18 protein-coding genes and 1 pseudogene are annotated in these 23,253 nt (G+C 62.3%); 2 read left to right on the top strand and 17 right to left on the bottom strand.

Annotated elements, in window-relative coordinates; genetic code table 11:
• Window positions 1-16: 16 nt before the first annotated feature.
• The 5 genes from pstA to AC2VNO_RS19615 form a co-directional block, all read right to left on the bottom strand.
• Window positions 17-1,387: a phosphate ABC transporter permease PstA gene (gene pstA / locus AC2VNO_RS19635; RefSeq protein WP_486935709.1), complete on the bottom strand. Its 1,371-nt coding sequence runs from the start codon at window positions 1,385-1,387 to the stop codon at window positions 17-19.
• A 7-nt stretch (window positions 1,388-1,394) separates the two neighbouring features.
• Window positions 1,395-2,765 (bottom strand): phosphate ABC transporter permease subunit PstC, encoded by a 1,371-nt coding sequence (pstC, locus tag AC2VNO_RS19630; protein ID WP_228580066.1) that lies wholly within the window; start codon window positions 2,763-2,765, stop codon window positions 1,395-1,397.
• A gap of 73 nt (window positions 2,766-2,838) precedes the next feature.
• Window positions 2,839-3,855, bottom strand: coding sequence for a substrate-binding domain-containing protein (locus AC2VNO_RS19625; RefSeq protein WP_486935708.1), 1,017 nt, complete (start codon window positions 3,853-3,855; stop codon window positions 2,839-2,841).
• Between the two features lie 137 nt (window positions 3,856-3,992).
• Window positions 3,993-4,727: a sulfite exporter TauE/SafE family protein gene (locus AC2VNO_RS19620; RefSeq protein ID WP_486935707.1), complete on the bottom strand. Its 735-nt coding sequence runs from the start codon at window positions 4,725-4,727 to the stop codon at window positions 3,993-3,995.
• Entirely contained in the window at window positions 4,720-5,904 is a 1,185-nt protein-coding gene (locus AC2VNO_RS19615) for a multidrug effflux MFS transporter (protein ID WP_486935706.1), read from the bottom strand. The genes AC2VNO_RS19620 and AC2VNO_RS19615 overlap by 8 nt, the downstream gene beginning before the upstream one ends.
• Before the next feature lie 142 nt (window positions 5,905-6,046).
• On the opposite strand from AC2VNO_RS19615, the gene tal reads away from it, so the two are divergent.
• On the top strand, window positions 6,047-6,985 hold the full coding sequence (tal, locus tag AC2VNO_RS19610) for a transaldolase (RefSeq protein ID WP_486935705.1): 939 nt from the start codon (window positions 6,047-6,049) through the stop codon (window positions 6,983-6,985).
• Between the two features lie 61 nt (window positions 6,986-7,046).
• Here the strand turns inward: tal and AC2VNO_RS19605 are convergent, their stop codons facing one another.
• From AC2VNO_RS19605 to AC2VNO_RS19565, 9 genes are all read right to left on the bottom strand, one after another.
• A complete protein-coding gene (locus AC2VNO_RS19605; RefSeq protein WP_486935704.1) occupies window positions 7,047-7,559 on the bottom strand; it encodes an STAS domain-containing protein in 513 nt (170 codons plus the stop codon).
• The gene (locus AC2VNO_RS19600; protein WP_486935703.1) at window positions 7,546-8,751 is read right to left on the bottom strand and encodes a PP2C family protein-serine/threonine phosphatase; all 1,206 of its coding nucleotides are present in this window, start codon (window positions 8,749-8,751) and stop codon (window positions 7,546-7,548) included. The genes AC2VNO_RS19605 and AC2VNO_RS19600 overlap by 14 nt, the downstream gene beginning before the upstream one ends.
• Window positions 8,752-8,762: 11 nt before the next feature.
• Window positions 8,763-9,554 carry an MlaA family lipoprotein gene (locus AC2VNO_RS19595; RefSeq protein WP_486935702.1) on the bottom strand — a complete coding sequence of 264 codons (792 nt, stop codon included), beginning with the start codon at window positions 9,552-9,554 and terminating at the stop codon, window positions 8,763-8,765.
• 35 nt (window positions 9,555-9,589) lie between these two features.
• On the bottom strand, window positions 9,590-10,711 hold the full coding sequence (locus AC2VNO_RS19590) for a beta-ketoacyl-ACP synthase III (protein ID WP_486935701.1): 1,122 nt from the start codon (window positions 10,709-10,711) through the stop codon (window positions 9,590-9,592).
• Between the two features lie 79 nt (window positions 10,712-10,790).
• The gene (gene hrpA, locus AC2VNO_RS19585) at window positions 10,791-14,834 is read right to left on the bottom strand and encodes an ATP-dependent RNA helicase HrpA (protein ID WP_486935700.1); all 4,044 of its coding nucleotides are present in this window, start codon (window positions 14,832-14,834) and stop codon (window positions 10,791-10,793) included.
• A 95-nt stretch (window positions 14,835-14,929) separates the two neighbouring features.
• Entirely contained in the window at window positions 14,930-16,603 is a 1,674-nt protein-coding gene (locus AC2VNO_RS19580) for an AMP-binding protein (protein ID WP_486935699.1), read from the bottom strand.
• A 216-nt stretch (window positions 16,604-16,819) separates the two neighbouring features.
• A complete protein-coding gene (locus AC2VNO_RS19575) occupies window positions 16,820-17,650 on the bottom strand; it encodes a class II glutamine amidotransferase (protein WP_486935698.1) in 831 nt (276 codons plus the stop codon).
• Complete coding sequence (locus AC2VNO_RS19570) at window positions 17,643-19,439, bottom strand: VWA domain-containing protein (RefSeq protein WP_486935697.1); 1,797 nt, start codon at window positions 19,437-19,439, stop codon at window positions 17,643-17,645. The genes AC2VNO_RS19575 and AC2VNO_RS19570 overlap by 8 nt, the downstream gene beginning before the upstream one ends.
• A gap of 69 nt (window positions 19,440-19,508) precedes the next feature.
• Window positions 19,509-19,991 (bottom strand): hypothetical protein, encoded by a 483-nt coding sequence (locus tag AC2VNO_RS19565; RefSeq protein ID WP_486935696.1) that lies wholly within the window; start codon window positions 19,989-19,991, stop codon window positions 19,509-19,511.
• 85 nt (window positions 19,992-20,076) lie between these two features.
• Between AC2VNO_RS19565 and AC2VNO_RS19560 the strand changes: the two genes are divergently transcribed.
• Window positions 20,077-22,176 carry a S9 family peptidase gene (locus tag AC2VNO_RS19560; protein ID WP_486935695.1) on the top strand — a complete coding sequence of 700 codons (2,100 nt, stop codon included), beginning with the start codon at window positions 20,077-20,079 and terminating at the stop codon, window positions 22,174-22,176.
• Window positions 22,177-22,229: 53 nt separating this feature from the next.
• On the opposite strand, the gene AC2VNO_RS19555 is transcribed toward AC2VNO_RS19560, so the two are convergent.
• The 3 genes and pseudogenes from AC2VNO_RS19555 to AC2VNO_RS19545 all read right to left on the bottom strand — a co-directional run.
• Complete coding sequence (locus AC2VNO_RS19555; protein ID WP_486935694.1) at window positions 22,230-22,679, bottom strand: YcgN family cysteine cluster protein; 450 nt, start codon at window positions 22,677-22,679, stop codon at window positions 22,230-22,232.
• Window positions 22,680-22,991: a YcgL domain-containing protein gene (locus AC2VNO_RS19550; RefSeq protein WP_486935693.1), complete on the bottom strand. Its 312-nt coding sequence runs from the start codon at window positions 22,989-22,991 to the stop codon at window positions 22,680-22,682.
• Window positions 22,988-23,253: pseudogene (locus tag AC2VNO_RS19545) on the bottom strand (ribonuclease D); the annotation flags it as partial. The gene AC2VNO_RS19550 and the pseudogene AC2VNO_RS19545, both read right to left, overlap by 4 nt.

Below are 23,253 nucleotides of genomic sequence, written 5' to 3'. Positions count from 1 at the left end.
ACGGATACCGTCATGGTTACCACCTCGTCTCGAATTTTTTGCGCAGCCAAATGGCCGTCCCGTTGAGGCTCAGCATCAACCCGAGCAGCACGATGATGGCTGCCGAGGTGCGCGCCTCGAAGAAGTTGCGTAATTCATTGCCCTGCCAGAGGTAGATCTGCACCGGCAGCGCGGTGGCCTGGTCCAGGGGAGAGCTGGGTACGTTGGCCACGAAGGCATTCATGCCGATAAGCAGCAGCGGCGCCGTCTCACCTAGCGCCTGGGCCACACCCAGGATCGAACCGGTCAGGATCCCAGGCAACGCCAACGGCAACACATGATGAAAAACCGTCTGCACTCGCGACGCCCCGATACCCAGCGCTGCCTGGCGAATCGAGGGCGGTATCGAGCGCAGCGACGCTCGCGTGGCAATGATGATGGTGGGTAGCGTCATCAGCGTGAGCACCAGACCACCCACCAGCGGGGCCGACAGAGGCAAGCGCAAATAGCCGATGAAGATGGCCGCCCCCAGCAGGCCGAATACGATCGAAGGCACCGCTGCCAGGTTATTGATGTTGATCTCGATAAGATCGGTCAGGCGATTCTTGGGAGCGAACTCCTCGAGGTAGATCGCACTGGCTACCCCGAGCGGTACCGACAGCAGGATGACGATCAGCATCATGAACAGCGAGCCCATGAAGGCGCCGGCCAGGCCCGCCGATGCCGGCGAGCTGCGCGAGTCAGTGTTGAGGAACAGCGCCGTGCTGAAAGCGTTGCGAATGATGCCCCGTTCATGCAGATGATCGGCCCATTCGCGGGTCTGGGCGCTCAGCTGTTGCCGATGATCCGGAAGGTCTCGGTCGATGTTGCCCTTAAGCCAGACGTCGACGTTGGCACTGGCAAGCATCTTGACGTTCACGGTCTGACCGATCAGCTCGGGATTCTCGACCACACGCTCACGCAAGGCGAAGCGTTCGCCGGTGGCTACCAAGGCGCGCAGGTCGCGAGCCTGACGCGACTCGATTTCCCCAGGCAGGTTCGCCTTGAGCGACTCGTCGATCAGGACGTTCCAATTGACCATGCTCAATTGGTTCAGCCAGGCAAGCTCCCTCTCACGAAACTGAGCCGGGCTCTCCCCTGCCTGGCGCACCGGTCGCTCGTCGACCTGGACGATCTCCGGATCGAGATAGACATCGAGATAGAGAGTGGCTTGCCAGAAGGCCGGTAGTCCGCGCGACAGAATGCTGGCAAACAGGATAGCCACCAGCACAAGGGCAGTGAGCACGGCAGCCAATCCCGTGAACTTGAAGCGACGCTCTCGCGCATGGCGCGCCTTCAACGAGCGTTGGATGATGGCGAGGCGCTCACGGCGTCGGGTATCGGATATGTCGAGATTCGTTGCAGTCACGTAGGCGTCACTCATATTGCTGACGGTATTTGCGCACCACGACCAGGGCGATTACGTTGAGCCCCAAGGTGATGACGAAGAGTGTGAGGCCAAGAGCGAACGCCACCAGTGACTGCGGGCTTGAGAAGTCCATGTCACCGGTCAGCTGATTGACGATGGTCACGGTAATGGTGGATACGGCCTCGAAGGGGTTGGCATGCAACACCGGATTGTTACCGGCCGCCAGCACCACGATCATGGTCTCGCCGATGGCACGACTGGCGGCGAGAAGAAAGGCGCCGACGATGCCCGGCAGCGCTGCCGGCAGCACGACCTGACGAATCATTTCGGACTTGGTAGCGCCGAGCCCCAGGGCACCGTCGCGCAGCGATTTCGGCACCTGGGTAATGATGTCGTCAGAGAGCGAGGAGACGAAGGGGATGATCATGATGCCCATCACAAGCCCAGCGGTCAGCGCGCTCGTGGCCCGTATATTGATCCCTATCAGGTCTCCCAGCATCGACAGGAAAGGGCCGATCACGATCAGGGCAAAAAAGCCATATACGATGGTCGGGATACCGGCCAGAACCTCAATGATCGGCTTGGCCACATTGCGCAACCACGGCGGTGCGTACTCCGCCATGTAGATCGCCGTCATCAGGCCCAGCGGGATCGCCACCAACAGTGCGATAACGCTGACCATGAGCGTGCCCCACAGCAGCGGCAGCAGCCCGAACTCGCCCTGCTGACCGGTACCGGAGGTGCTGAAGCGCGGGTTCCAGACCGTGCCGAAGAAAAACTCCGCTGGACTGATATAGCGGAAAAAATGCAGTGCCTCGCCCACCAACGACAGCACGATGCCGACGGTGGTGAGGATGGCGACTCCCGAACTCATCGCCAGCAACGCGGTAATCACATGCTCGACATGGTTGCGTGCCCGCAGCTGAGGTGAGATACGGCGCTGCGTGACCACCAAGCCAACCACGGCGACCACCGCCATGCTTGCCAACATGGCCAGTCGACCCATGCTCTCGAGCCGTGCCATCTGTTGGGCGGCGGCCATCTCGTAGGCTTGCACCTCACCGCTGACGCCTTGCCCCGAGGCCAACGCACCGATGCGACGCATCAGCACCTGCATGTCGCGCTCGCTGACGTTGGCCAGCTCAACGGGAAGCTGACGGATCACGAGCGTATCGACAATGGCATCCTGGAGCAGAAACCAGACACCAAAAAGCAGCAGTGCCGGCAGCCCGCACCACAGGGCAACCAGCACGCCGTAATATCCGGGACGGGAATGCAGCCGCACCCCTCCGTTTGCCACCGCCCTGCTGCGCGAAAGCCCGACCTGGTAGGCCAGGGCCATCACGATCAGCACGGTTGCGATCAAGACAAGATTCATCGTCTCTCCATCTTGCGCTCTTGCATCCGGGCCGGGGGGCGCCGGTTGCGCCCCCCGTGGTATTGCGCTTGTCTCACTCGGCGGTAACGACGGTGCGCGCCTGGAACTGCTCCAGGATCTGGGCACGTTCGTCATCGTCCATCGGGATCAGGCCAGCGTCTTCCAGCGGGCTGCCGTATCCGGAAATTGCCTCGCTGAGGAAGAACTCGGTGTACTCGGCCAGGCCGGGAATCACATCGAGATGCTCGCCCTTGACGTAGAAGAACAGAGGACGCGACACCGGGTATTCACCGGAACCGATGGTCTCGAGGCTAGGCGTGACGCCGTCGACGGTAGCCACCTGCAGGCGGTCGCGGTTCTGGTCGTAGAAGCTCAGACCGAAGACACCTACCGCATCGGACTGGGAATCCAGCCGCGCCAGGGTTTCGGTGTAGTCGCCGGCGATCTCGATGATGCGGCCATCACCGCGCAGGTTGTTACAGGCATCGCCTTCTATCTCGGCATAGTCGTCACAGCCGGCATGGAGCACTTTCTCCTCGAAGACCTCACGCGTACCGTGATTCGAGGCCGGGATGACCAGCACGATCTCCTGATCGGGCAAGTCGCTGTCGATCTCCGACCAGCGGGTGTAGGGGTTGGCGACCAGTTGGCCGTCCTGGGGAATCTGTGCCGCCGCTGCGGCAAACACATGTTGCGGAGTCAGAGCGAACTCGTCGCGGTCGGCACGCGAGGCGAAGACGATACCGTCATAGCCGAACATGACTTCAAGAATGTCGTTGACGCCGTTGGATGCACAATTCTCGAGCTCACCGGAACGAATGGCGCGTGAGGAATTGGCGATGTCGATAGTGTTCTCACCGACACCCTGACAGAACTGACGCAGACCGCCACCGGAGCCGCCGGAACCGACCACCGGCGTATTGAACTGCGGGAAGGAAGCACCGAATTCCTCGGCGACGATACTGGCAAAAGGCAGCACGGTGGAGGAACCAGCGATCTGAAGGGTGTCGCGGGCCTGGGCGGCGGTCGACAGACCGACGGCGAGGGAAGCGGCGATCGCCATGCTCAGCGTGCTCTGCTTGAAGTTCATCTTCACTATCCTCTCTGCGTTTTGATCCGACAGACCCCACGGTCTGGCAGTGTCGTATTAGCCCGAGGGCCATTCGCAGGAGTGATATTGGAGGCGATTGATTGCAGAAAGATGACACGTGAACGAAACGTAACCAACTAAATCAGCAACCCCAGCGCCGCCAGGGTACACAAGGCAAGTGAAGCCCCCTGCAGGCGGCGTCGGTCGAGCTTGTGAGCGATGCGGTCGGCCACGGCATTGCCGGCCAGCACCGCCGGCAGGAAGGTGAGTGCAAGCCCCAGGTGCCACAGGCGCACCTGGCCGGCCAGCGCCAGGGTGGCCAGCGTCAGACTGGCGGTGATGATGAAGAAGGCGGAGAGATTGCCGCGCAAGCGATCCGGCGAGAGGCCGTGCATCAGCAATACCATGGGCGGCCCACCGATGGCCGCCACCGTGCCGAAGATACCCGACACCACGCCGGCGCCGAACAGACTGACGCGATTGACCGGCAAACGCAGGCGGAACAGCGTCACCGCCACGGCGAACAGCACGCTGAAGGCAATCAACTTTTCCAGTAGCACCATAGGCGCGGCGAGCAGCAGCCACAGGCCCAACCCGTTGCCAGGCAGGCGCCCCAGCAGGGCAAAGCCGATTTCGCCAAGGCGCACCTCATGGCGATAGTGACGCACCGTCATCAGCGATACGGTGAAACCGAACAGCACCAGGATCACGGGCACCAGCCGTGGTTCGAGCATCAACAATAGCGGTGCGCCCACCACCGCAAGACCGAAGCCGGTGGCACGCTGCACGAAGGCCCCCAAGGCGAGCACCACGGCGCAGCCGACCCAGGTCAACGCCGACATGTCGAGCCAGAGCGCGAGGCCGTCAGGCATGCACGGGTCGCCCGGTCAGCCGAGAGAGCATGACGTTGCCGAACAGTGAAGCCACCAGCATGGTCAGCACCATGGGCCACAGGCTTTCGATTTCGAAGGCACCCACCATCACTCCGGCCAGCGCCGCGGATCCGAACTTGGCCGCTCCCATCAACGCCGTAGCCGTGGCGCTCATATGACCGAAATGGTCCAGCAGCAGGGCCATGGCATTGGGCGAAATCAGGCCGATCATGCCGGAATAGAGCATGATGAGAATCACCACGACCGGCAGCGAGGCCAGGCCGGTCAGCGTCACGGCCACCAGGCCGGCCGCCGCCACCAGCTGGATACTCAGCCCCAGATAGAGATTCTGCAGCGGCGTGCGCGTCTTCAGCAGATGGATGTTGAGTCGATTGGATAGCGCAATGAAAACGACATTGCTCGCCAGCACGAATGGATAGGTGGCTGGCGTGAGACCGAAATAGTCCATGTACACATAGGGCGATGCGGTGACGAAGGCAAACAGGCCGCCAAACGATGCCGCTACCGCGCAGATGTAGCCGAGCCCTTCCCGATGGCGCACCACACTGGCGTAGTTACGCAACACCTGAGCGAACGAAGCCACGGGCTGATCGGGGTGACGTGTCTCGGGCAGGCGGGTAGACATCAGCCACAGCAGGAAGGCGGCATAGCCGGCAAGGCAGATGAAGATCAGCCGCCAGCCCGCCAGGTAGAGCAGCCCACTGCCAAACAGCGGTGCCACCAGCGGTGCCAGCATCATGATCATCGCCATTGTGGAGATGACACTGGCGGCCTGTCGGCCACTGAAGCAATCGCGCACGATGGCCGCCGAATTGACCACACAGGCCCCGCCCCCCAGGGCCTGCACGAAGCGCCACGCCAGAAGCTCGGTGAGTGAGCCGACCGTGGCCAACATCAGGCTGGCCAGCAGGAACACCACGAGCCCCGACAGCAACACCGGCTTGCGCCCCAGGCGATCGGACACCGGACCGAACAGCAGCTGCCCGATGGCGAAGCCCGCCATGAACACGCTGATCGAGAGCTCGGTATGATGAATACTGGCGCCTATGCTATCGGCCAGCGCCGCCATGGCAGGCAGATATGCATCGATGGCAAAGGGGGCCAATGCCGTGTTGACGGCCACCAGCAGTGCCAGGCGTCGAGGAGAAAGAGTCAAGTCAGCTCCCTGCCGAACGAGTTAGCTAGGACGCTAATCATAGCGCAACTCATACCCGACTGCCCCTGTCGAACCTATCCGCTGTTCCCGCTCCCATCCAGTTGCTAAAGTGGCGTGATGACGAACATTAAGGAGTGAACCGATGGCAGAGGACCTGCTTAGCCAACTCAAAACGATGAGTACCGTGGTGGCCGATACCGGCGACATCGAGGCCATCCGTCGTTTCGAGCCCACCGATGCGACCACCAACCCATCCCTGATTCTACAGGCGGCGCAACACGAGGGCCGCCGCGAGCGCCTGGCGGCGATAGCCCGGGAGGCCACCGATATCGACGATGCGCTGGATGCCGTCGCGGTAGAAATCGGCAGCGAGATCTGCAGCCTGGTGCCTGGCTACGTATCCACCGAAGTCAGTGCTCGGCTCTCCTTCGATACCGAGGCGACCCTGACCCGGGCCCGCGCTCTTATCGAGCGCTACGAGCGCCACGGCATCGGTCCCGAGCGCATCCTGATCAAGATCGCCTCGACCTGGGAGGGCATACGCGCCGCCCGCCAGCTGGAACGTGAAGGTATCCATTGCAATCTGACCTTGCTGTTCAGCTTTGCCCAGGCTCAGGCCTGTGCCGATGCCGGCGTGACCCTTGTCTCCCCTTTCGTTGGACGCATTCTCGACTGGAATCGGAACAAGTGGCCCGATGCCGACTTCAGCGGCGACAACGACCCCGGCGTCAAGTCGGTCAAGCGCATCTACGAACACTACAAAGGCCACGGCTACAGGACCATCGTGATGGGCGCCAGTTTTCGCAATAGCGGCGAGATACTGGCCCTGGCCGGCTGCGACCGCCTGACCATCTCCCCGGCCCTGCTCGCCGAGCTGGCCGAGAGTCATGACAGGATCGAGCGCCGCCTGAGCCCCATCGACGCCGAGACGTCTCCCCCCGAGCCGCAAGACGAAGGCGAGTTCCGTTGGGAGATGAATGAGGATGCCATGGCCACGGAAAAACTGGCCGAGGGGATACGCAAGTTTGCCGACGACCAGCGGAAGCTGGAAAAACTGCTGGGTGAATTGCGCCAGGCCTGAGAACCAGAGGGGATGGTTTCAACGACTGGCATGGGTAGCGCCATGCCGGTCCAACTGAGAATCAACTCTTGTCGGTGTGGGGGGCCTCTTGCGCCTCCAGCATCTCGACCAGCGGCTGAAACTCCTCACGATTGTGCTCGTTCATGCGCATCAGAATTCGATGCGCCTCGAGGATACGCTTGCGCATCTCCTCGATGTCTGCGGGAATTTCGGGCAGGTCACACAGTTCGCAGGTTTCGGTGAGCGGCGCTTTCACCATGGCGAAGAATTGAGCAAAGCCCATGACTTCGAGCATGCGCTGTACGTCGGGGTTGTCCACCACGATGGTCGGCTTGTAGAGAATGTGATCCTTGACGGCCATGGCCACCTTGGCCAGGAAGCCCAGCGCCGTGGAATCGACATTCGTCGCTTCGCGCAAATCGATTATCAACGATTGCAGCCCAGGGGTGCGAGCCAACTGCTGGGCCTGGCTGTCCAACGTCGCACAAAGCGTCAAGCGTACGTCGCCGCACAGCTTGAGCACGAAGACACCAGAGTCGAACGCCGCCTTTACGCGGCCCTCATTCGTGATCATTGCCAAATCCGCTCAACATCATGATCGTCAGGTCATCGGGCAGTTCCTGTCCACTGCCATCCCCTTCGGCATCGATGTCGCGGGGAGTGTCCAGCATCAGGCTGTCGCGAAGCCGCTCCAACGTCGCACAGTTCAGTACACGTTGCTCAAGCTCCCTGAGCCGTGCATCGAGCGTTTCGCCCGGCAGGCACTCCAATATTCCATCCGAACACAACCATAACTGGAAGTTCGCCGGTAGCGTATACCTCAAACGTGGGTACTCCACATCGGGAAACAGACCGACCGGCATCCCCTCACCCGGCAGTTCAACCACCTTGCCATCGGTTACCAGCAGTGGTTTCGGCAACTGCGCGCCAAGCGAATAGTGAAGCTCATGGGTCTGCCGGTCAATGACACCAATGAACAGGGTGGCGTGCTTGCCAATTCCGGTTTCCAGTAGTTCTCGGTTGAGTATCGCCAGCCAGTGCGCCGGCAGCTCCTCCGGCCGGCTTGCATCCCATTCGCCCAGCCAACGGTTGAAGAGGTACTTGAGCAGAACGGTAACGAAAGCGGATGAAGCGCCATGGCCCGACACATCGGCAAAGTAAAACAGGATGAAACGCTCGTCCAGACGCTGGAAATCGAGAAAATCCCCGGACAGGTAGAGCGAGGGAATCAGCCAGTAATCGCACGTCACGCCACCCAGGGTTTGCGGGTGGACCGGCAGGAGCTTGCGCTGAATCTGCCCGCCCGCCTGCTGGTCGAGCCGCAGCAAGGCCAGATGTGTCTCCAGGCTCTCGTTGAGCTCCTCCAGATGAGCATTGAGCTGGGCAAGCCGGTCACGGTCGTGATTGCGCTCCGCTTCCAGCCGCCGCAGCTCAATCGCCTTGCGAATCATACGCCGCAGCAGCTGGCCATGGCGCATGGGTTCGACCACGTAATCCACCAGCCCCACGTCGACCGCGGTCAGCAGGTCGGCATCGAGGCGTGAATCACTGACCACAACGGTAGGCAGGCGTTCCGTCAAACTCGACCAGGCCAGGCTGGGAATCGCCTGAGCATGGGCCACGACCAGAGCCGTCTCCCTGGGCAGGTCCTCGAGTCGCTCGGCGGCGAATACTGCCAGACCGTCGCGAGCGATGGTATCGGCCAACGCATCACGGTAGGCACCGGGCTCGTCGAGTACGCCAATCAGCGGCTTGGGTAGATCCATCAGCTCAGACCTCAATCGGCGAAGTCGGCATCTTCATACGCATCGTCGAAGTCGGCTTCATCGAAATCGAAGTCGAACTCATCGCTGGCGAAGGGATCGTCGCCCAGTTCCCCATCACTGACCTCGAAGCGCCTGCGCTGTAGATAGGCATCGCGTATGAAGACATAACGATCGCCTCGGATCAGCTCTTCCTGATCGAGAAAGCCTGCACGTATGTCGACGATACGCAGTGCAGTCAACCCATAGCGCACCTTGTCATCTTCCACGTAGTAGACAGGATAGGTCACCATATCCAGCGGCATACCGGCCGTATCACGCACCGTACTGGGGCCGAGAAGAGGCAGCACCAGGTAGGGCCCCTCGTTGACGCCCCAGACACCCAGCGTTTGACCGAAGTCTTCCTGATCGGCCGTGATACCCATATGGGTGGCGAAGTCCCACAGGCCGGCGATGCCTACCGTCGAGTTGATCACGAAGCGCGAGGTGGCAAGCCCCGCATTGGCGGGCTTGCCCTGCAGGAGACTGTTCAGCGCCGTACGGATCTCGCCGAGATTGGAGAAGAAGTTGCCGACGCCGGTCTGCACCGGCTGGGGGGTCACGGTACGATAGCCGCGCGCCACCGGCTTGAGCACCGCTCGGTCGACCACCTCGTTGAAGGCGAACACCTGCCGATTGAAACCTTCCCAGGGATCTTCGGGATGACGATCTTCCATCGCCACCCGTCCCGCACAGCCTGACAACATGGCCAGTACCGCCATGGCAACCAGAGCACGAGTGAGCAAGCCTGCCTGCTTCACGACCATCGGTGATGTCTCCTGAAGGTTAGCGCGCGGGGGAGTCACAAGCGGCGTACCACCACGCAGCCGGCACTGTACCCGGCACCGAAAGAGCACACCACCCCCACGTCACCTGACGAAAGGTCGGCATGATGTAAATGAAACGCGATGATCGAGCCCGCCGAGCTGGTGTTGGCGTAACGATCGAGGATGATCGGTGCCTGGCCGGGCTCGGGATCGTGCCCCAGGACCCGCCGGGCAATCAGGTCGTTCATATGACGATTGGCCTGGTGCAACCACATCCGCGCCAGGACGTCACCGGACAGTCCGAGACTGGCCAAATGGTCGCTGATCAGGGCCGCCACCATGGGGCAGACCTCTTTGAATACCCGCCGCCCTTCCTGCACGAACAGCTTGTCGCTGGCCAAAGGGTCGCTGTCGGTCACGCGATTGAGAAAGCCGGCATTGTTGCGAATGGCATTGGAAAACCGTGTGGCGAGGCGCGTGCCGAGAATCTCGAAGCGGGTCGCTGCCGTTGCCAGCTCGGCATCCTCCAACACCACCGCGGTGCAGGCATCACCGAAGATGAAATGGCTGTCGCGGTCGCGAAAGTTGAGATGGGCCGAGCATATCTCGGGGCTGACCACCAGCGCGCGCTTGACGTTACCGCCGCGAATGGCACCGGCCGCCAAGTCGATGGCGAACGTGGCCGAACTGCAGGCCACGTTCATGTCGAAGGCGTGCCCCATCGTACCCAGCGCTGCCTGCAGCTCCACTGCCACTGCAGGATAGGCGCGCTCGAGATTCGAGCAGGCCACGATGACCATCTCGATATCGCTGGCCTCGACCCCGGCGGCGTCCAGCGCCTGGCGAGCCGCCTTGAGTCCCATCTCGCATTGGATGGAAGGGTCGTCATTGCTGCGCTGTGGCAAGCGCGGACGCATTCGCTGGGGGTCGAGGATCCCCGCCGCATCCATGACGAAACGGCTGTGAATGCCCGAGGCCTTGACGATGAATTCGCTGCTCGAATATTGCAGCGGCTCGCGCTCGCCGGCTGCAATGGCGGCGGCATTGCGCTCGTTCTCGATATCCACCCAGGCGTTGAACGAGGCCACCAGGGCATCGTTATCGATGGCGTGCTCCGGCGTGAAGAGTCCCGTACCGGTAATCACGACGTCTGTCATCAGCTTCTCCCTCATGCGGCCATCAGGCCGCTGGCTCGACATCGGCTCAGCGATGTCTCATGTCTCGTTTATCGGCAAGTCAGGCGCGGCCTTGACCATGTCCCACCAGCTCCGACCAGCGCCGTTCCAGGCGCTTGACGGAAACCGGGATGCGGGTGCCCAGCTGCTGAGCGAACAGCGACACACGCAGCTCCTCGATCCACCAGCCGAACTCCACCAGCTCGGGGTCCTCATGCCCCCCTCGCCGCTGGCTCTCGCGCCGGGCCGCCAGGCGCGCCTCGAAATCCTGTACGTCCTGCATGTGCATCTGGTCGCGCATACGCTCACGGGGAGCCTTTTCCAGCCGGATCAGCGCCGCCTCCATGTAGCGCGGATACTCCTCCAGCCACCTATCAGCTTCGCTCACGAAGCCCGGGTGCACCAGCCGCTGCATCTGCGTCTTGAGATCGCCGTAAACCAGGGCCAGGGCGAGATTCAGATTGCCCTTGAGTGCCTTGGCTACCGCCAGGTGACCTTCCAGCGCGCGCTTGAGGGTCGCAACCACCTCCTCCGCAGCGGGTACCAGCTCGCTGCGGGTAGCATCGAGCCTGGCATCGAGCTCGGCGGTACTGCGAGGCAGCGGGGCCATTCCCATGGTTCGAGCAAATACCGCTTCGACCACATCGTCGACCAGCGCTCTCTTGCTGCCGACCTTGGTGAACAGCAAGGCGCAAGCATCGAGTCCCTTGAGCTGCTGGATGACGCGTACCTGCTCCGGCAGGCGCGTCATGGCCAGCCGCACCACACCCCGTCGATGGGCCTGCTCGGCCTTGCCTGGATGATCGAACAGCTCGATGCGGAAGGCCTCGCCTTCGGGCACCAGCGCCGGGTAGGCCTCGACGCGGATACCCGCCTGGGTGGTTACCCGCGACTCCGGCAGCGGCGATTCCGGCAGGCCGATGACATCGGGCGCCTCGCTGACCTCGGCGGCAAGCGCCCTGGCGCCTTCTCCCGCAGCGGCTTCGAAGCGACGCTCCAGCTCACGCACATTGCGCCCCTGCCCCAGCTCCTTGCCCTCATGGTCGATCACGCGGACATTCATCACCAGGTGAGGCTCGAGCTGATCGTAGCGCCAGTCGTCCGGGTGAACACGCACGCCAGTTCGGCGACGCAGAAATTCACCCAGCGCCTCGCTGAGCGGCACGTCATCGGGCGTGAGCGTCTCGAGCGCAGCATCGACCCAGTCGGGGATCGGCACCACCTGTCGCCGAATCGCCTTGGGCAGCGACTTGAGCAGGGCAATACATTTCTCGCGCAGCAGCCCCGGCACCAGCCACTCGAGGCGTGCCCGGGGCAGCTGGGGCAGCATGGCCGCCGGCACCGTCAGGGTCACGCCATCGTCCGGTGCCCCTGGTTCGAAGCGATAACCAAGCGGATAACGCACCCCGCCAAGCACCAGTTCGTCGGGGTAGTGGGCCGCAGTGACTTCCTGCGCCTCGCGTGCCAACAGCGCATCGCGGTCGAACTTGAGCACGGCGGGATTCTCAGCTTCGGCCTTACGACGCCACGCCTCGAAGCCCTTGCCGTTGACGACATGCCCGGGAATCCGCTCATCGTAGAAGGCAAACAACGTCTCTTCGTCGACCAGGATGTCGCGCTTGCGGGCCCTGTCCTCGAGATCCTCGACCTCTTCGACCAGAGCACGATTGTAGTCGAAGAACTCGCCCCGGGTGCGAAAATCGCCCTCCACCAGTGCGCGACGGATGAACAGCTCGCGCGATTCTTCAGGAGCAATCGTTCCATAGTGAACGCTGCGCCCGGCAACGATAGGCAAACCGAACAGCGTAACCTGCTCCTTGGCGACCACCTGGGCACGCTTCATCTCCCAATGTGGCTCGCTATAGCTACGCTTGACCAGGTGCCCAGCCACCGGCTCGATCCACTGAGGTTCTATCTTGGCCACGATACGGGCAAAAAGCCGGGTCGTTTCCACCAGTTCGAAAGCCATGAGCCATTTGGGGGCCTTCTTGGCCAGTCCCGAGCCCGGATGGATGACGAACTTGCGGTTGCGCGCCCCCAGATATTCCCGATTTTCGGTGAGCGTGCCCAAGTGCGATAGCAAGCCCGGGAGCAACGCTTTATGCAGCTGTACGGCGCTCTGTCGGCGAGCCTGCTGAAGCGCCTGAGCGTCTTCTTCTTGTGCCGACGACTGGGTCGGAACCACTGGCGGTGGCACCTCTATTTCCATCTCGCGCAGCAGCTGGCGCAGCTGACGGAACGTATCGTGCCATTCACGCAGTCTCATGTAGTTGAGATAGTGATCCTTGCACCAGCGCCGCAAGCGATTGCCCGAGAGTTCGTCGCGTGCCGCCTCGAAACCCTGCCAAAGATTGAGCAGCGCAACGAAGTCGGAGTCGGGGTCCTGCCAGCGTCGATGAGCCTGATCGGCAGCTTCGCGCTTATCTGCCGGACGGTCACGCGGGTCCTGCACTGCGAGCGCCGATACCACGATCAGCACCTCACGCAGGCCGCCCTGCTCGGCTCCCGCCAGCACCATGCGCGCCAGGCGCGGGTCGATGGGCAGACGAGCCAGCTTGCGTCCCACCGGGGTCAGTCGGTCGCCTTCGTCTACCGCTCCCAGCTCGAACAGCAGACGAAAGCCATCCTTGATGAAACGCGCATCGGGGGGATCGACGAAGGGGAAGCGTTCGATGTCGCCGAGCTTGAGCGACAGCATCGACAGGATCACCGAGGCCAGGTTGGTGCGGCGGATCTCGGGATCGGTGAATTCAGCGCGGGAGAGAAAATCCTCCTCGTCATACAGCCGAATGCATACACCCTCGGCCACGCGCCCACAGCGGCCCTTGCGCTGGTCGGCGCTGGCCTGGCTCACCGCTTCCACCGGCAGGCGCTGAATCTTGGATCGGTAGCTGTAGCGGCTGATGCGCACTAGCCCCGGGTCGATCACGTAGCGGATACCGGGCACGGTAAGCGAGGTTTCGGCGACGTTGGTCGCCAGCACGATGCGCCTGCCGGTATGGGGGGCGAAGACGCGGTTCTGCTCGGCGTTGGAGAGGCGCGCGTAGAGCGGCAGGATCTCGGTGCCCTTGAGATCGGCGCGCCGCAGCGTATCGGCTGTCTCGCGGATTTCCCGCTCGCCGGGCAGGAACACCAGAATGTCGCGCGGGCCATGGAACCAGCGCTTCTCGCGCTCGACCTGCTCGATCTCCTCCACGGCGTGAAGAATGCCTTCCTGCAGGGTGCGGTCGGCTTCGTCGTCCGCCTCGCGTACCAGCGGGCGGTAGCGCACCTCCACCGGGTAGGTACGCCCGGAAACCTCCACTACCGGAGCGGGCACTAGCTCGCCATCGTCGCCTGGCAGGGCGAAGTGCTCGGCGAAGCGTTCCACGTCGATGGTCGCCGACGTGATGATCAACTTGAGTTCGGGCCGGCGCGCCAGCAGGCGCTTGAGGTAGCCGAGCAGAAAATCGATGTTGAGGCTGCGCTCGTGGGCCTCGTCGATGATGATCGCCTCGTAGCGCGTCAAATCGGGATCGTGTCGCGTCTCGGCCAGCAGGATGCCGTCGGTCATCAGCTTGACCAGGGTGTCGTCACCGGTCTGGTCGGTGAAGCGAACCTGATAGCCAACCTGGTCGCCCAGCGGCACCTCGAGCTCCTCGGCCAAGCGAGTGGCGACGGAACGTGCCGCCAACCGACGCGGCTGGGTGTGGCCAATCAGGCCACGGCGGCCCAGACCCAGCTCCAGGCACAGCTTGGGTAGCTGAGTGGTCTTGCCGGAGCCGGTTTCGCCAGCCACGACCACCACCTGATGCTGGCCCAGGGCAGTGAGAATGTCGTCGCGGCGCTCGGCTACCGGCAGCTCGGGCGGATAATTCAAAGTCACCGGGCGGGCCATGCGTCTGTCGGCAAGCGCCACGGAGCGCTCCATGTCGCGTGCCACCTCGGCCAGCCCTCGGTCTACCGGCTTGCCGTCCCGCAAACGCCGTTCAAGGCCCTTCAGTCTGCGAGACAGCCCCTGCCGGTCGCGCAGCATGGCGTCATCGAGAGCACGCTCGAGGCGCTCGAGCTCTGAGCTATCGGCAGCGTTGGCGGAACCAGTACGGATTGCGGTGCTCACAGCCATCCTCTTGCCATGGAAAAAACCAGCCCGCTCCGGAAAACCGGAGCGGGCTGATCATTGTAACGCCGGGAAGCGGAGTTCGGCCAATGGAAGCCGGACTACTCCTTGCTGTCGCTCTCTTCATCGCGCAACTGGCGCCGCAACACCTTGCCTACGTTGGTCTTGGGCAGCTCATCGCGAAACTCGACGAATTTGGGAACCTTGTAGCCGGCCAGCTCCTTCTTGCACCACTCTCGCAGTGTCTTCGCATCGAGGCTCTCGTCCTTCTTGACGACGAACAGCTTCACTGCCTCGCCGCTGTCTTCGTCCTTGACACCGACAGCCGCCGTTTCGACCACCCCGGGATGGCTCGACACCACGTCTTCTATCTCGTTGGGATAGACGTTGAAGCCGGACACCAGAATCATGTCTTTCTTGCGATCGACGATCTTGATGAAGCCATCTTCCTGCAGCACGGCGATATCACCGGTAGAGAACCAACCATCGTCGCTCAGGACTTTGGCGGTCTCATCGTCGAGGTTCCAGTAGCCCTTCATCACCTGAGGCCCCTTGACGCACAGCTCACCCGGCTCTCCCAGCGGCAAGGTATTGCCATCGGTGTCCACCACCTTGACCGAAGTCCCCGCCACCGGCTTGCCAATGGTACCGAGCTGAATGTCGTCAACGGGGTTGAAGCTGACCACCGGCGACGTCTCGGTAAGCCCGTAGCCTTCGGCGATGGGGCAGCCGGTCACTTCCTTCCAGCGCTCTGCCGACGCCTTGGTCAGCGCCATGCCGCCTGAGATGGTCAGACGCAGCTTGGAAAAGTCGAGTTTGCGGAAGTCGTCGCGATTGCACAGTGCGTTGAACAGGGTATTCAGGCCGATGAAGGCGGTAAACTCGATCTTTTGCAGTTCCTTGACGAAGTTGTCCAGGTCCCGAGGATTGGTGATCAGGATCGAGTGATTGCCGGTTTTCATCAAGAACAGGCAGTTCACGGTAAAGGTATAGATGTGATACACCGGCAGCGGCGCGATCACCACCTCCTTGCCCTCTCCCAGGCCCGGCCCGATGGCCGCATCCGCCTGCAGCATGTTGGCCACCAGGTTGCAGTGGGTCAGCATGGTGCCCTTGGGCAGGCCGGTGGTTCCTCCGGTGTACTGCAGCGCGGCAATGTCATCCAGCTCGCGCTCGACCTCACGGTGCTGACGCGAAGCACCGTCCTTCAGCGCCTTGCGGAAGGACACCGCCATCGGCAGCGAATAGGAAGGCACCATCTTCTTGACGTACTTCACCACGGCATTGATCAAAAAGCGCTTGGGGAAGCCGTGCAGGTCGCCAAGCTCGGTCACCAGGACGTGCTCGATGTCGGTACGATCGAGCACTTTCTCGAGCTTGCTGGCCATATTGGCCAGGATCAGGATGGCACGCGCACCCGAATCCTTGAACTGGTGTGCCATCTCCCGCTCGGTGTAGAGGGGGTTGGTGTTGACCACCACTAGGCCCGCGCGCATTGCGCCGAAGACGGCTACCGGAAACTGCAGCACGTTGGGCAGCTGAATGGCGATGCGATCGCCAGGCTTGAGATCCGTTTCGTGCTGCAACCAGGCAGCGAAATCGGCCGACAGCCGGTCGAGCTCGGCAAAAGTCAGCGTCTGGCCCATGCAGGTGAAAGCAGGTTTGTCGGCAAACCGTTTCACTGCCTCATGGAAGACGTCCATCAGCGATCGGTACTGCTCCATGCCCTGCAACTCAGGTCCGTTGAGAATACCGGCGTTGGTTTGCTCATTCATAGGCGCTATCTCCACAGCTTCGTCGACGCGGCGATCACCTCGACCCCGCCAGTTCTTGTTGTGACTAAAACCGTAACGTTATACCAGGCATCGCATGTCTGTAAAACGTATGATTCAAACGTCCGTTCACACAGGAACAGGCAAAGTCGAGCTGATGCATTGACTACAAAGCTGGGCAAGATTCTGCAGAAAGGCAAGCCGATGGTAGGATAACTCTCAGCTTTGCACGGCTGAGCTTTCGGCCACGAACCGGGCCACGATGTGCCCATGTCGCCACACGAGAAGCTCTCCAGGCTGCATGCGAACCCACGCCTCATTGCTGGTCAACGGCTCGGTCGCAATCACGGAAACGATGTCGTTACAGGTGGTGTGTTCGGCGAAGTTGACCGTCAGCTCGGCGTCGGAAAGCTCTGCCTCACCGAATGGTGCTCGTCGAGTGATATGCGCCAGCTTGGTCGAGCAAAAGGTGTAGAGAAACTCGCCATCGGCAAGCAGCAGGTTGAACACGCCCTTTGCTCGCAGGGCCTCGCATAGTTGGTGGAGCAGCCGCCAGAACGCCACGTGGCGTTCTTTCAGTTCGGCATCGCAATCGTCCAGCGCGGGGGGTTCCTCGAACTGCTCACGCAACTCGGCAAGGAGCCAGCAGAAGGCATGCTCGCTATCGGTATCGCCCACCGGACGATAGAAGCTCAGAGGCAACTCCTGCCACTGCTCCAGCTGGCCATTATGCGCATAGCACCAGGTTCTGCCCCACATTTCGCGGGTGAAGGGGTGAGTATTGGCCAGCCGCACCTGGCCCACATTGGCCTGACGAATATGACTGATGACGATGTGCGACTTGATGGGGTAATCGGTGATCAATCGAGCAATGGGCGAGCGAACCGACGGGTGAGGGTCACGGAAATCCCGATAGCCGCCTGCCTCGTAGAAAGCGATGCCCCAGCCATCGCGATGCGGGCCTGTGCCGCCGCCACGATGCAGGAACCCCGTGAAGCTGAAGCAGATATCGGTGGGCACGTTGGCACTCATGCCCAGCAGCTCACACATGCGGCTCCTCCCGTGGCCCGGCACGATGTCGTCGCAGCGCGATTCGCCACGCCAACAGCAATAACAGCAGCAGCAGCCCGCCTACTATCAGCAACCCGGTCCACCTGGAATCACCCATGGCGTCCTCGAGCGGCCCGAGCAATGCCGGGCGCCACTCCCGCCAGCGCTCCTGGGCAGCCTGCGGCAGCTCCTGGATCTGACGCACGACTTGTTCCACCGCCGCAGGCAGCGGCGACGACGCCGTGTCACGAGGTTCGCGGACAGGCATCAGTTCTTCATGGAAACGCACCACCTCCAGCGCCGGGCTGGCGTCGACCTGGCCGATTGCGGTATCCCCCGATGGGAACAGCATCAGGCGCGGCAGCTGCAGTTCGCGCACCTCGCCATTCAGAGTAACCTCGCCACGCAGCGCCAGCGGTACGCTGAGCACCTGATCCAGCTCCGGCAGCGCCATGTACCAGCGTCGTTCAGCCACAGGTTCGGCGGCCAGGTGCGCGCCCTGAAGCTGGCCACTCAGCCGTGTATTGTGGCGATCGAGCAACGGATGCTCGGCGCTCAACACGACTCGCTGGTTGGCTTCATCGTGACGTGCCGCCACAGCCGGCAGGACGTTGACGGGTTGGACACGCTGTCGACGGAAGCCCTGCCCTTCGGCACGGATGATGAGCTGAGCGGACCCCGCCCGTGCCGGCGCCGGCAGTGTCCCGACGAAGCGCTCCTCCTGCTGGCCGAGCACCGTCGCCGACTGGACCGAGCCGGAGTCGTCCCGCAGTTCCGCGGTCAGCCGCAAATGTCCGGGGAGTCCTTCGGCATCCACGGCTTCGCCATCGCGTGCCAGCCACGCCTCCAACGGCACGTCGAATCCGAGATAGAAAGTGTCCGGCACGCCCTCCATCTTCAGACTGAGCGACGATGCCACGGTGACGCGGCTATCTTTACTGAGCTCGCCTTCCAGGCGCCACTGACCCGCCTGAGGGTTCGGAACCTTGATGAGATCGTAGCGAGACTCGCCGCGCCACTCCGCCCCTTGCGGTGGTTCCTCGGCAGAATAGCGGCGGCCATCCGGCGCGATGAGCGTAATCGGCTCCTCGCCACGGAACAGCAGCGCGGTGAAGCCGCTTAGTCCCGGCTCGATAAGAAAACGCTGATCGGTAACCGGCACTCGGTCGCTGGGAAAGACCCGATCGACAATGTCGAGGAAGGCACCCAGCAGGTCATCCGGCGCGATGACGAGCGCGGACAGCCCGCCGGTCATCTGTGCAAGTCGCTCCACCAGATCGAAGTCGGCCTCAGCCGAGAAGGCAATGGCATGGACCACGACGCCTTCGTCGGCCAGGCGAGGCCCAAGCTCTTCGAGCAGACCCGCACGGGATGCCTCGTCAATGGCTGGCTTGCTGCCTCGCCAGGCGGGCAGGTCGATCTTGCCGTCGGTGAGCAACACCAGATGCAGCCGCGCCTCTGCGGGCACAGCGGCTCGGTACCTGGCTGCCTCGTAGACGGCAGATTCGATATCGGTGAACTGCTCATAATCGACCAGCCGCGGGGCCAAAGCCCTGGCGCGATCGCGCCATTCGATGTTGACCTGCATCGGCGGCAACGGATTGGCCACCCGCTCACCGAAGGTCCAGACCCCTGCCCGAGCATTGTTGGGGACCATGGCCGCGAGTAGCTCCAACGCCTCGGCAGCAAGCTGGTCGGGGTCGTTGTACCGCATACTGCCGGATACATCGAAGATGACCCTGACTTCGGGCCGTTCCTCGATCGGTGCGGCAATGAGATGACTCGACACGACGAGACACCCGGCCAATCCAAGCAGCCAGTGCCATATCTTGATGCGCTCCCTCCCCATCGGGGCTCCCTAGCCGAGCTTCGGCTCCCGGCGCTTGCGCTGCGCATGCGGTTGTGCACCGGCATGGCCGTCACGCCTTCTGTTATTGTCCTGCTTCCTGCCCTTTCCTGCGTCCTGTTGTCTTTCCCTTGTACCCTTCGCGGGCGCATCGTCCGCCCGGAACCGCCATACCTGCAAGATGCCGATGGCCAAGCCCAGCAGGGCACCGGCAGTCACCAGCAGAGCTGCAGATATCATTACCGAAGCGTTGCGCTCGAGAAAAGCCACGGCTGCCACCACCACTGCCGGCGCCATGCCGGTATAGTACTCCCCTTCCACCAGGGGCAGACGAAAACGCGTCGGCATCAATAGAACGCCGGCCACCGCCCAGGTAATGGGAAGTCGCAGCACACGTGGAAGGAAAGCCAGCCCCAGATAGCCTGCGATCAGCACGACCAGCGACAAACCCAGATAGGTCAGCCATAGTAGGGACATCGAATCGGATGTCAGCATCGATACCTCGTGGTTGCATTAACGCCCCGCCGCATGACGGATCGTACGAATTGAAAGTCATCTCGAGTATGGTACACCCGACCCAATGAAAGCACAGCCGCCTCATCGTTCTTCTTCTGTTCCAGCTCATGGCTCCCAGCCACCCGCCGCCTCTTCACCGGTCGAGCGGTTTCGGCGTACCGAGGACCCGCAATGGCACTGGCTGGAAGATCGCGACGACCTGCAGGTCAGCGCCTTTCTGGAAGCGGCCAATGCGGAATTCAAGCAGTGGATGGCACCGCTGGAGAGCCTGACCGAGCGGCTCTATCACAGCCATCTTGCACGGCGCGAGCTGGCAGTCAAAGGCCTACCCACCGCGTTGGACCACTTCACCTACTGGAGCGAGACGGCAGCCCATGCCGACTATCCCATCTGGTGGCGACACCGCAATGGCGAAAGCACACAGGCCACACCGTTTCTCGATCTTCAGGCACGCGCCGGGGAAGAGCACTACCTGGAAATGGGTGACATGGCTCTTTCGCCGGACGAAAACTGGCTGGCATGGACCGAGGACACCAGCGGGGACGAGCGCTTCTCGCTCTATCTCAAGGCGCTACCCGACGGCGAACCTCGGTTGCTGCTGGAAGATATCGGCCCGGAGCTGACCTGGGCCGAGGACAACACCACGCTGTTGTTCACGCGCTACGATGCCACGCAGCGGCCGGACAGCATCTGGCGACTGCCGCTCAGCCAGGGCAAGGCCGGAGAAGCGGCACTGGTGCTACGCGAAGACGACCCCGAGTTCTGGCTCGGGCTCGGCAAGACGCGATCACGCCAGTGGCTGGTACTTGAGAGCGCTTCAAAGGATACCAGCGAGTGCTATCTACTGCCGGCTCTGGCGCCGGAACAGCCCCCACGTTGTTTTCGCCCGCGAGAGAAAGGGGTGGAGTATGGGTTGGAGCATCGTCCCGGCCACTTCTACGTGCTGCACAACCGCAACGCAGCGCACTTTCGGCTGGATAGAGTGAACGAGGACGATCTCGAGTCGCCGTGGCAACCGCTCATCGGGCACCGCGAAGACACCACGCTCGAGGACGTGGAGGCTTTCGCCTGGGGCCTGGCCATTTCCGAGCGTGACCACCACGAAGCCCAGGTACGAGTGCGTATCGTCGAACTCGATGACGACCACGCCATCCTTCGCGACGAGCGCCTGCCGCTCCCCGAATCGCCTTGCAGCCTGATGCTGGGTGACATGCCCCACTTCGACAGCCGTCAACTTCGCCTGCGCGAGGAATCCTTCGTGATGCCGGTCCGCTGGCTAGCGCACGATCTCGATAGCGGAGAGCGACAGGTGCTCAAGTCTCAGCCCATTCACGGCAGTCTCCAGCCTGAGGATCTTTACTGCGAGAGGATCTGGGCGCGCGCTCATGATGGCGAACGGATTCCGGTTTCGGTAGTGATGCGCGCCGATCTGGTCGGACGCCCTTTGCCCACTCTGCTCTATGGCTATGGGGCCTATGGAGAAGTGCTGGATCCCTGGTTTTCGGTAGCCAGACTTGAACTGCTCGAGCGCGGTATCGCCTTTGCCGTCGCCCATGTTCGGGGAGGCGGCGACCGGGGGGAGCCCTGGTACCTGGCGGGCAAGCTCGAACACAAGGAAAACAGCTTTCGCGACTTCCTGGCCGCGCGCAATGCCCTGGTGGAAAAGGGCCTCAGCGACGGCGAACGGATTGCCGCCTATGGCGCCAGTGCAGGGGGGCTGCTGGTCGGCGCCAGCCTCAACCTGGCTCCGGAAGCCTTCTGCGCCGCGGTGCTCGATGTACCTTTCGTCGACGTGCTGCGTACCATGGAGAATCCCGACCTGCCGCTGACCACCGCCGAGTACACCGAGTGGGGCAATCCCGACGAAGCCGATGCGCGCAAGCGTATCCGCGCCTACTCACCGCTGGACAATCTTTCGCCTCAACCCTACCCCACGCTGTTCCTGCAAGGGAGCTGGCACGACTCTCGGGTGCCTTACTGGGAACCGGCCAAGCTCTATGCCCGGCTCAGGGAGATGGGGACCGCACGCGGCCCGGTGCTGCTGCGGACCGACATGGCTGCCGGTCACGGTGGTGCATCGGGCCGTTTCAAGGCCTGGCACGACAATGCGCGTCAGGATGCCTTCATACTATGGGCGTTGGGACGTACCGAAAGAGAGGCATGAGACCCACAAAGCAACGACCCGGCGCCGGCCGGGTCTCGTCGTTCGGGGTTGCTTCAACCGTCAATCGGCAGAATGGCGATGATGTGGTCTTCGAGCTCTTCCTCGGTGACGTCTCGCTGGGAAATGGCGAAGCTGCGTACGCTGATCCCCTTGCGATGAACACGCTCCGGGTCACCGGAAATCAGCGGGTGCCAGCCGGCCAGCCGGCGCCCCTCTGCAACACGACGATAGGCGCAGGATTTGGGAAGCCAGCGAAACTCATCGACTCGCTGAGGTGTCAGGCGCGCACAGTCCGGCACCAGAGCCTGGCGGTTGGGGTAGTCGCTACAGCGGCAGCTATGGATATCCAGTAGCTCGCAGGCGACACCCAGCACGGCAAGATCCCCGCTCTCGTCATCCTGAAACTTGAGCAGGCAGCACTGGCCGCAGCCGTCGCACAGCGCTTCCCACTCTTCGGCGGTGAGCTCTTCGAGGTCGAAGCGCTCCCAGAACAGTTCACGCATTCAATAGCGTGCCTCGGTTGGCGTTCGATACAAATCCAGCAAATACTCATCCTTGGCCGGCGGCATCTGCAGATAGAATCCCTTTTCGCGAATCGCAGCCATCACATCGACGACGTTGACGCGCGCCAGGGTCTTTTCCGGCGTCAGGATCAAAGTCATGGTCGGCACCGGTTTGCCGAATCGTTCGAGCAGCGCCTCTGGCACCTTGGCAAGACCTTGTCGCTTGTCGACATAGATATACATTTCGTCCTTGCGCGGACTCTTGTATATCTGGCACAGCAGCTTGTTGCCTTGCATGCGATCGTCAGTCATGACGCCTGCACCTCTTCCAGAGCTTGCTTCAGGGGGGCCGCGAGGCTCTCTCCGCGCCAACCCTGCGGCAGGGGTAACGGATCGGCAACCAGATCGGCGGCGATCAGCGCCTCGAGATCGCGCCGGCGCATGAGCACCTCAGGCGCCAGGCCCAACTGCTCGGCGCACTGATTGACGACTTGCTTGAGGGCCTTCATGCGTCGCTTGTAGTCAGGCGCCAGCGGCGAAGGCTGGGGCGGCGGCAATTTCTCCGCTTCGCACT

Source organism: Halomonas sp. TH-94, assembly GCF_057473365.1.
The sequence above is the reverse complement of the archived record's forward strand: the minus strand, read 5'-3'. Positions and strand labels throughout refer to the sequence as shown.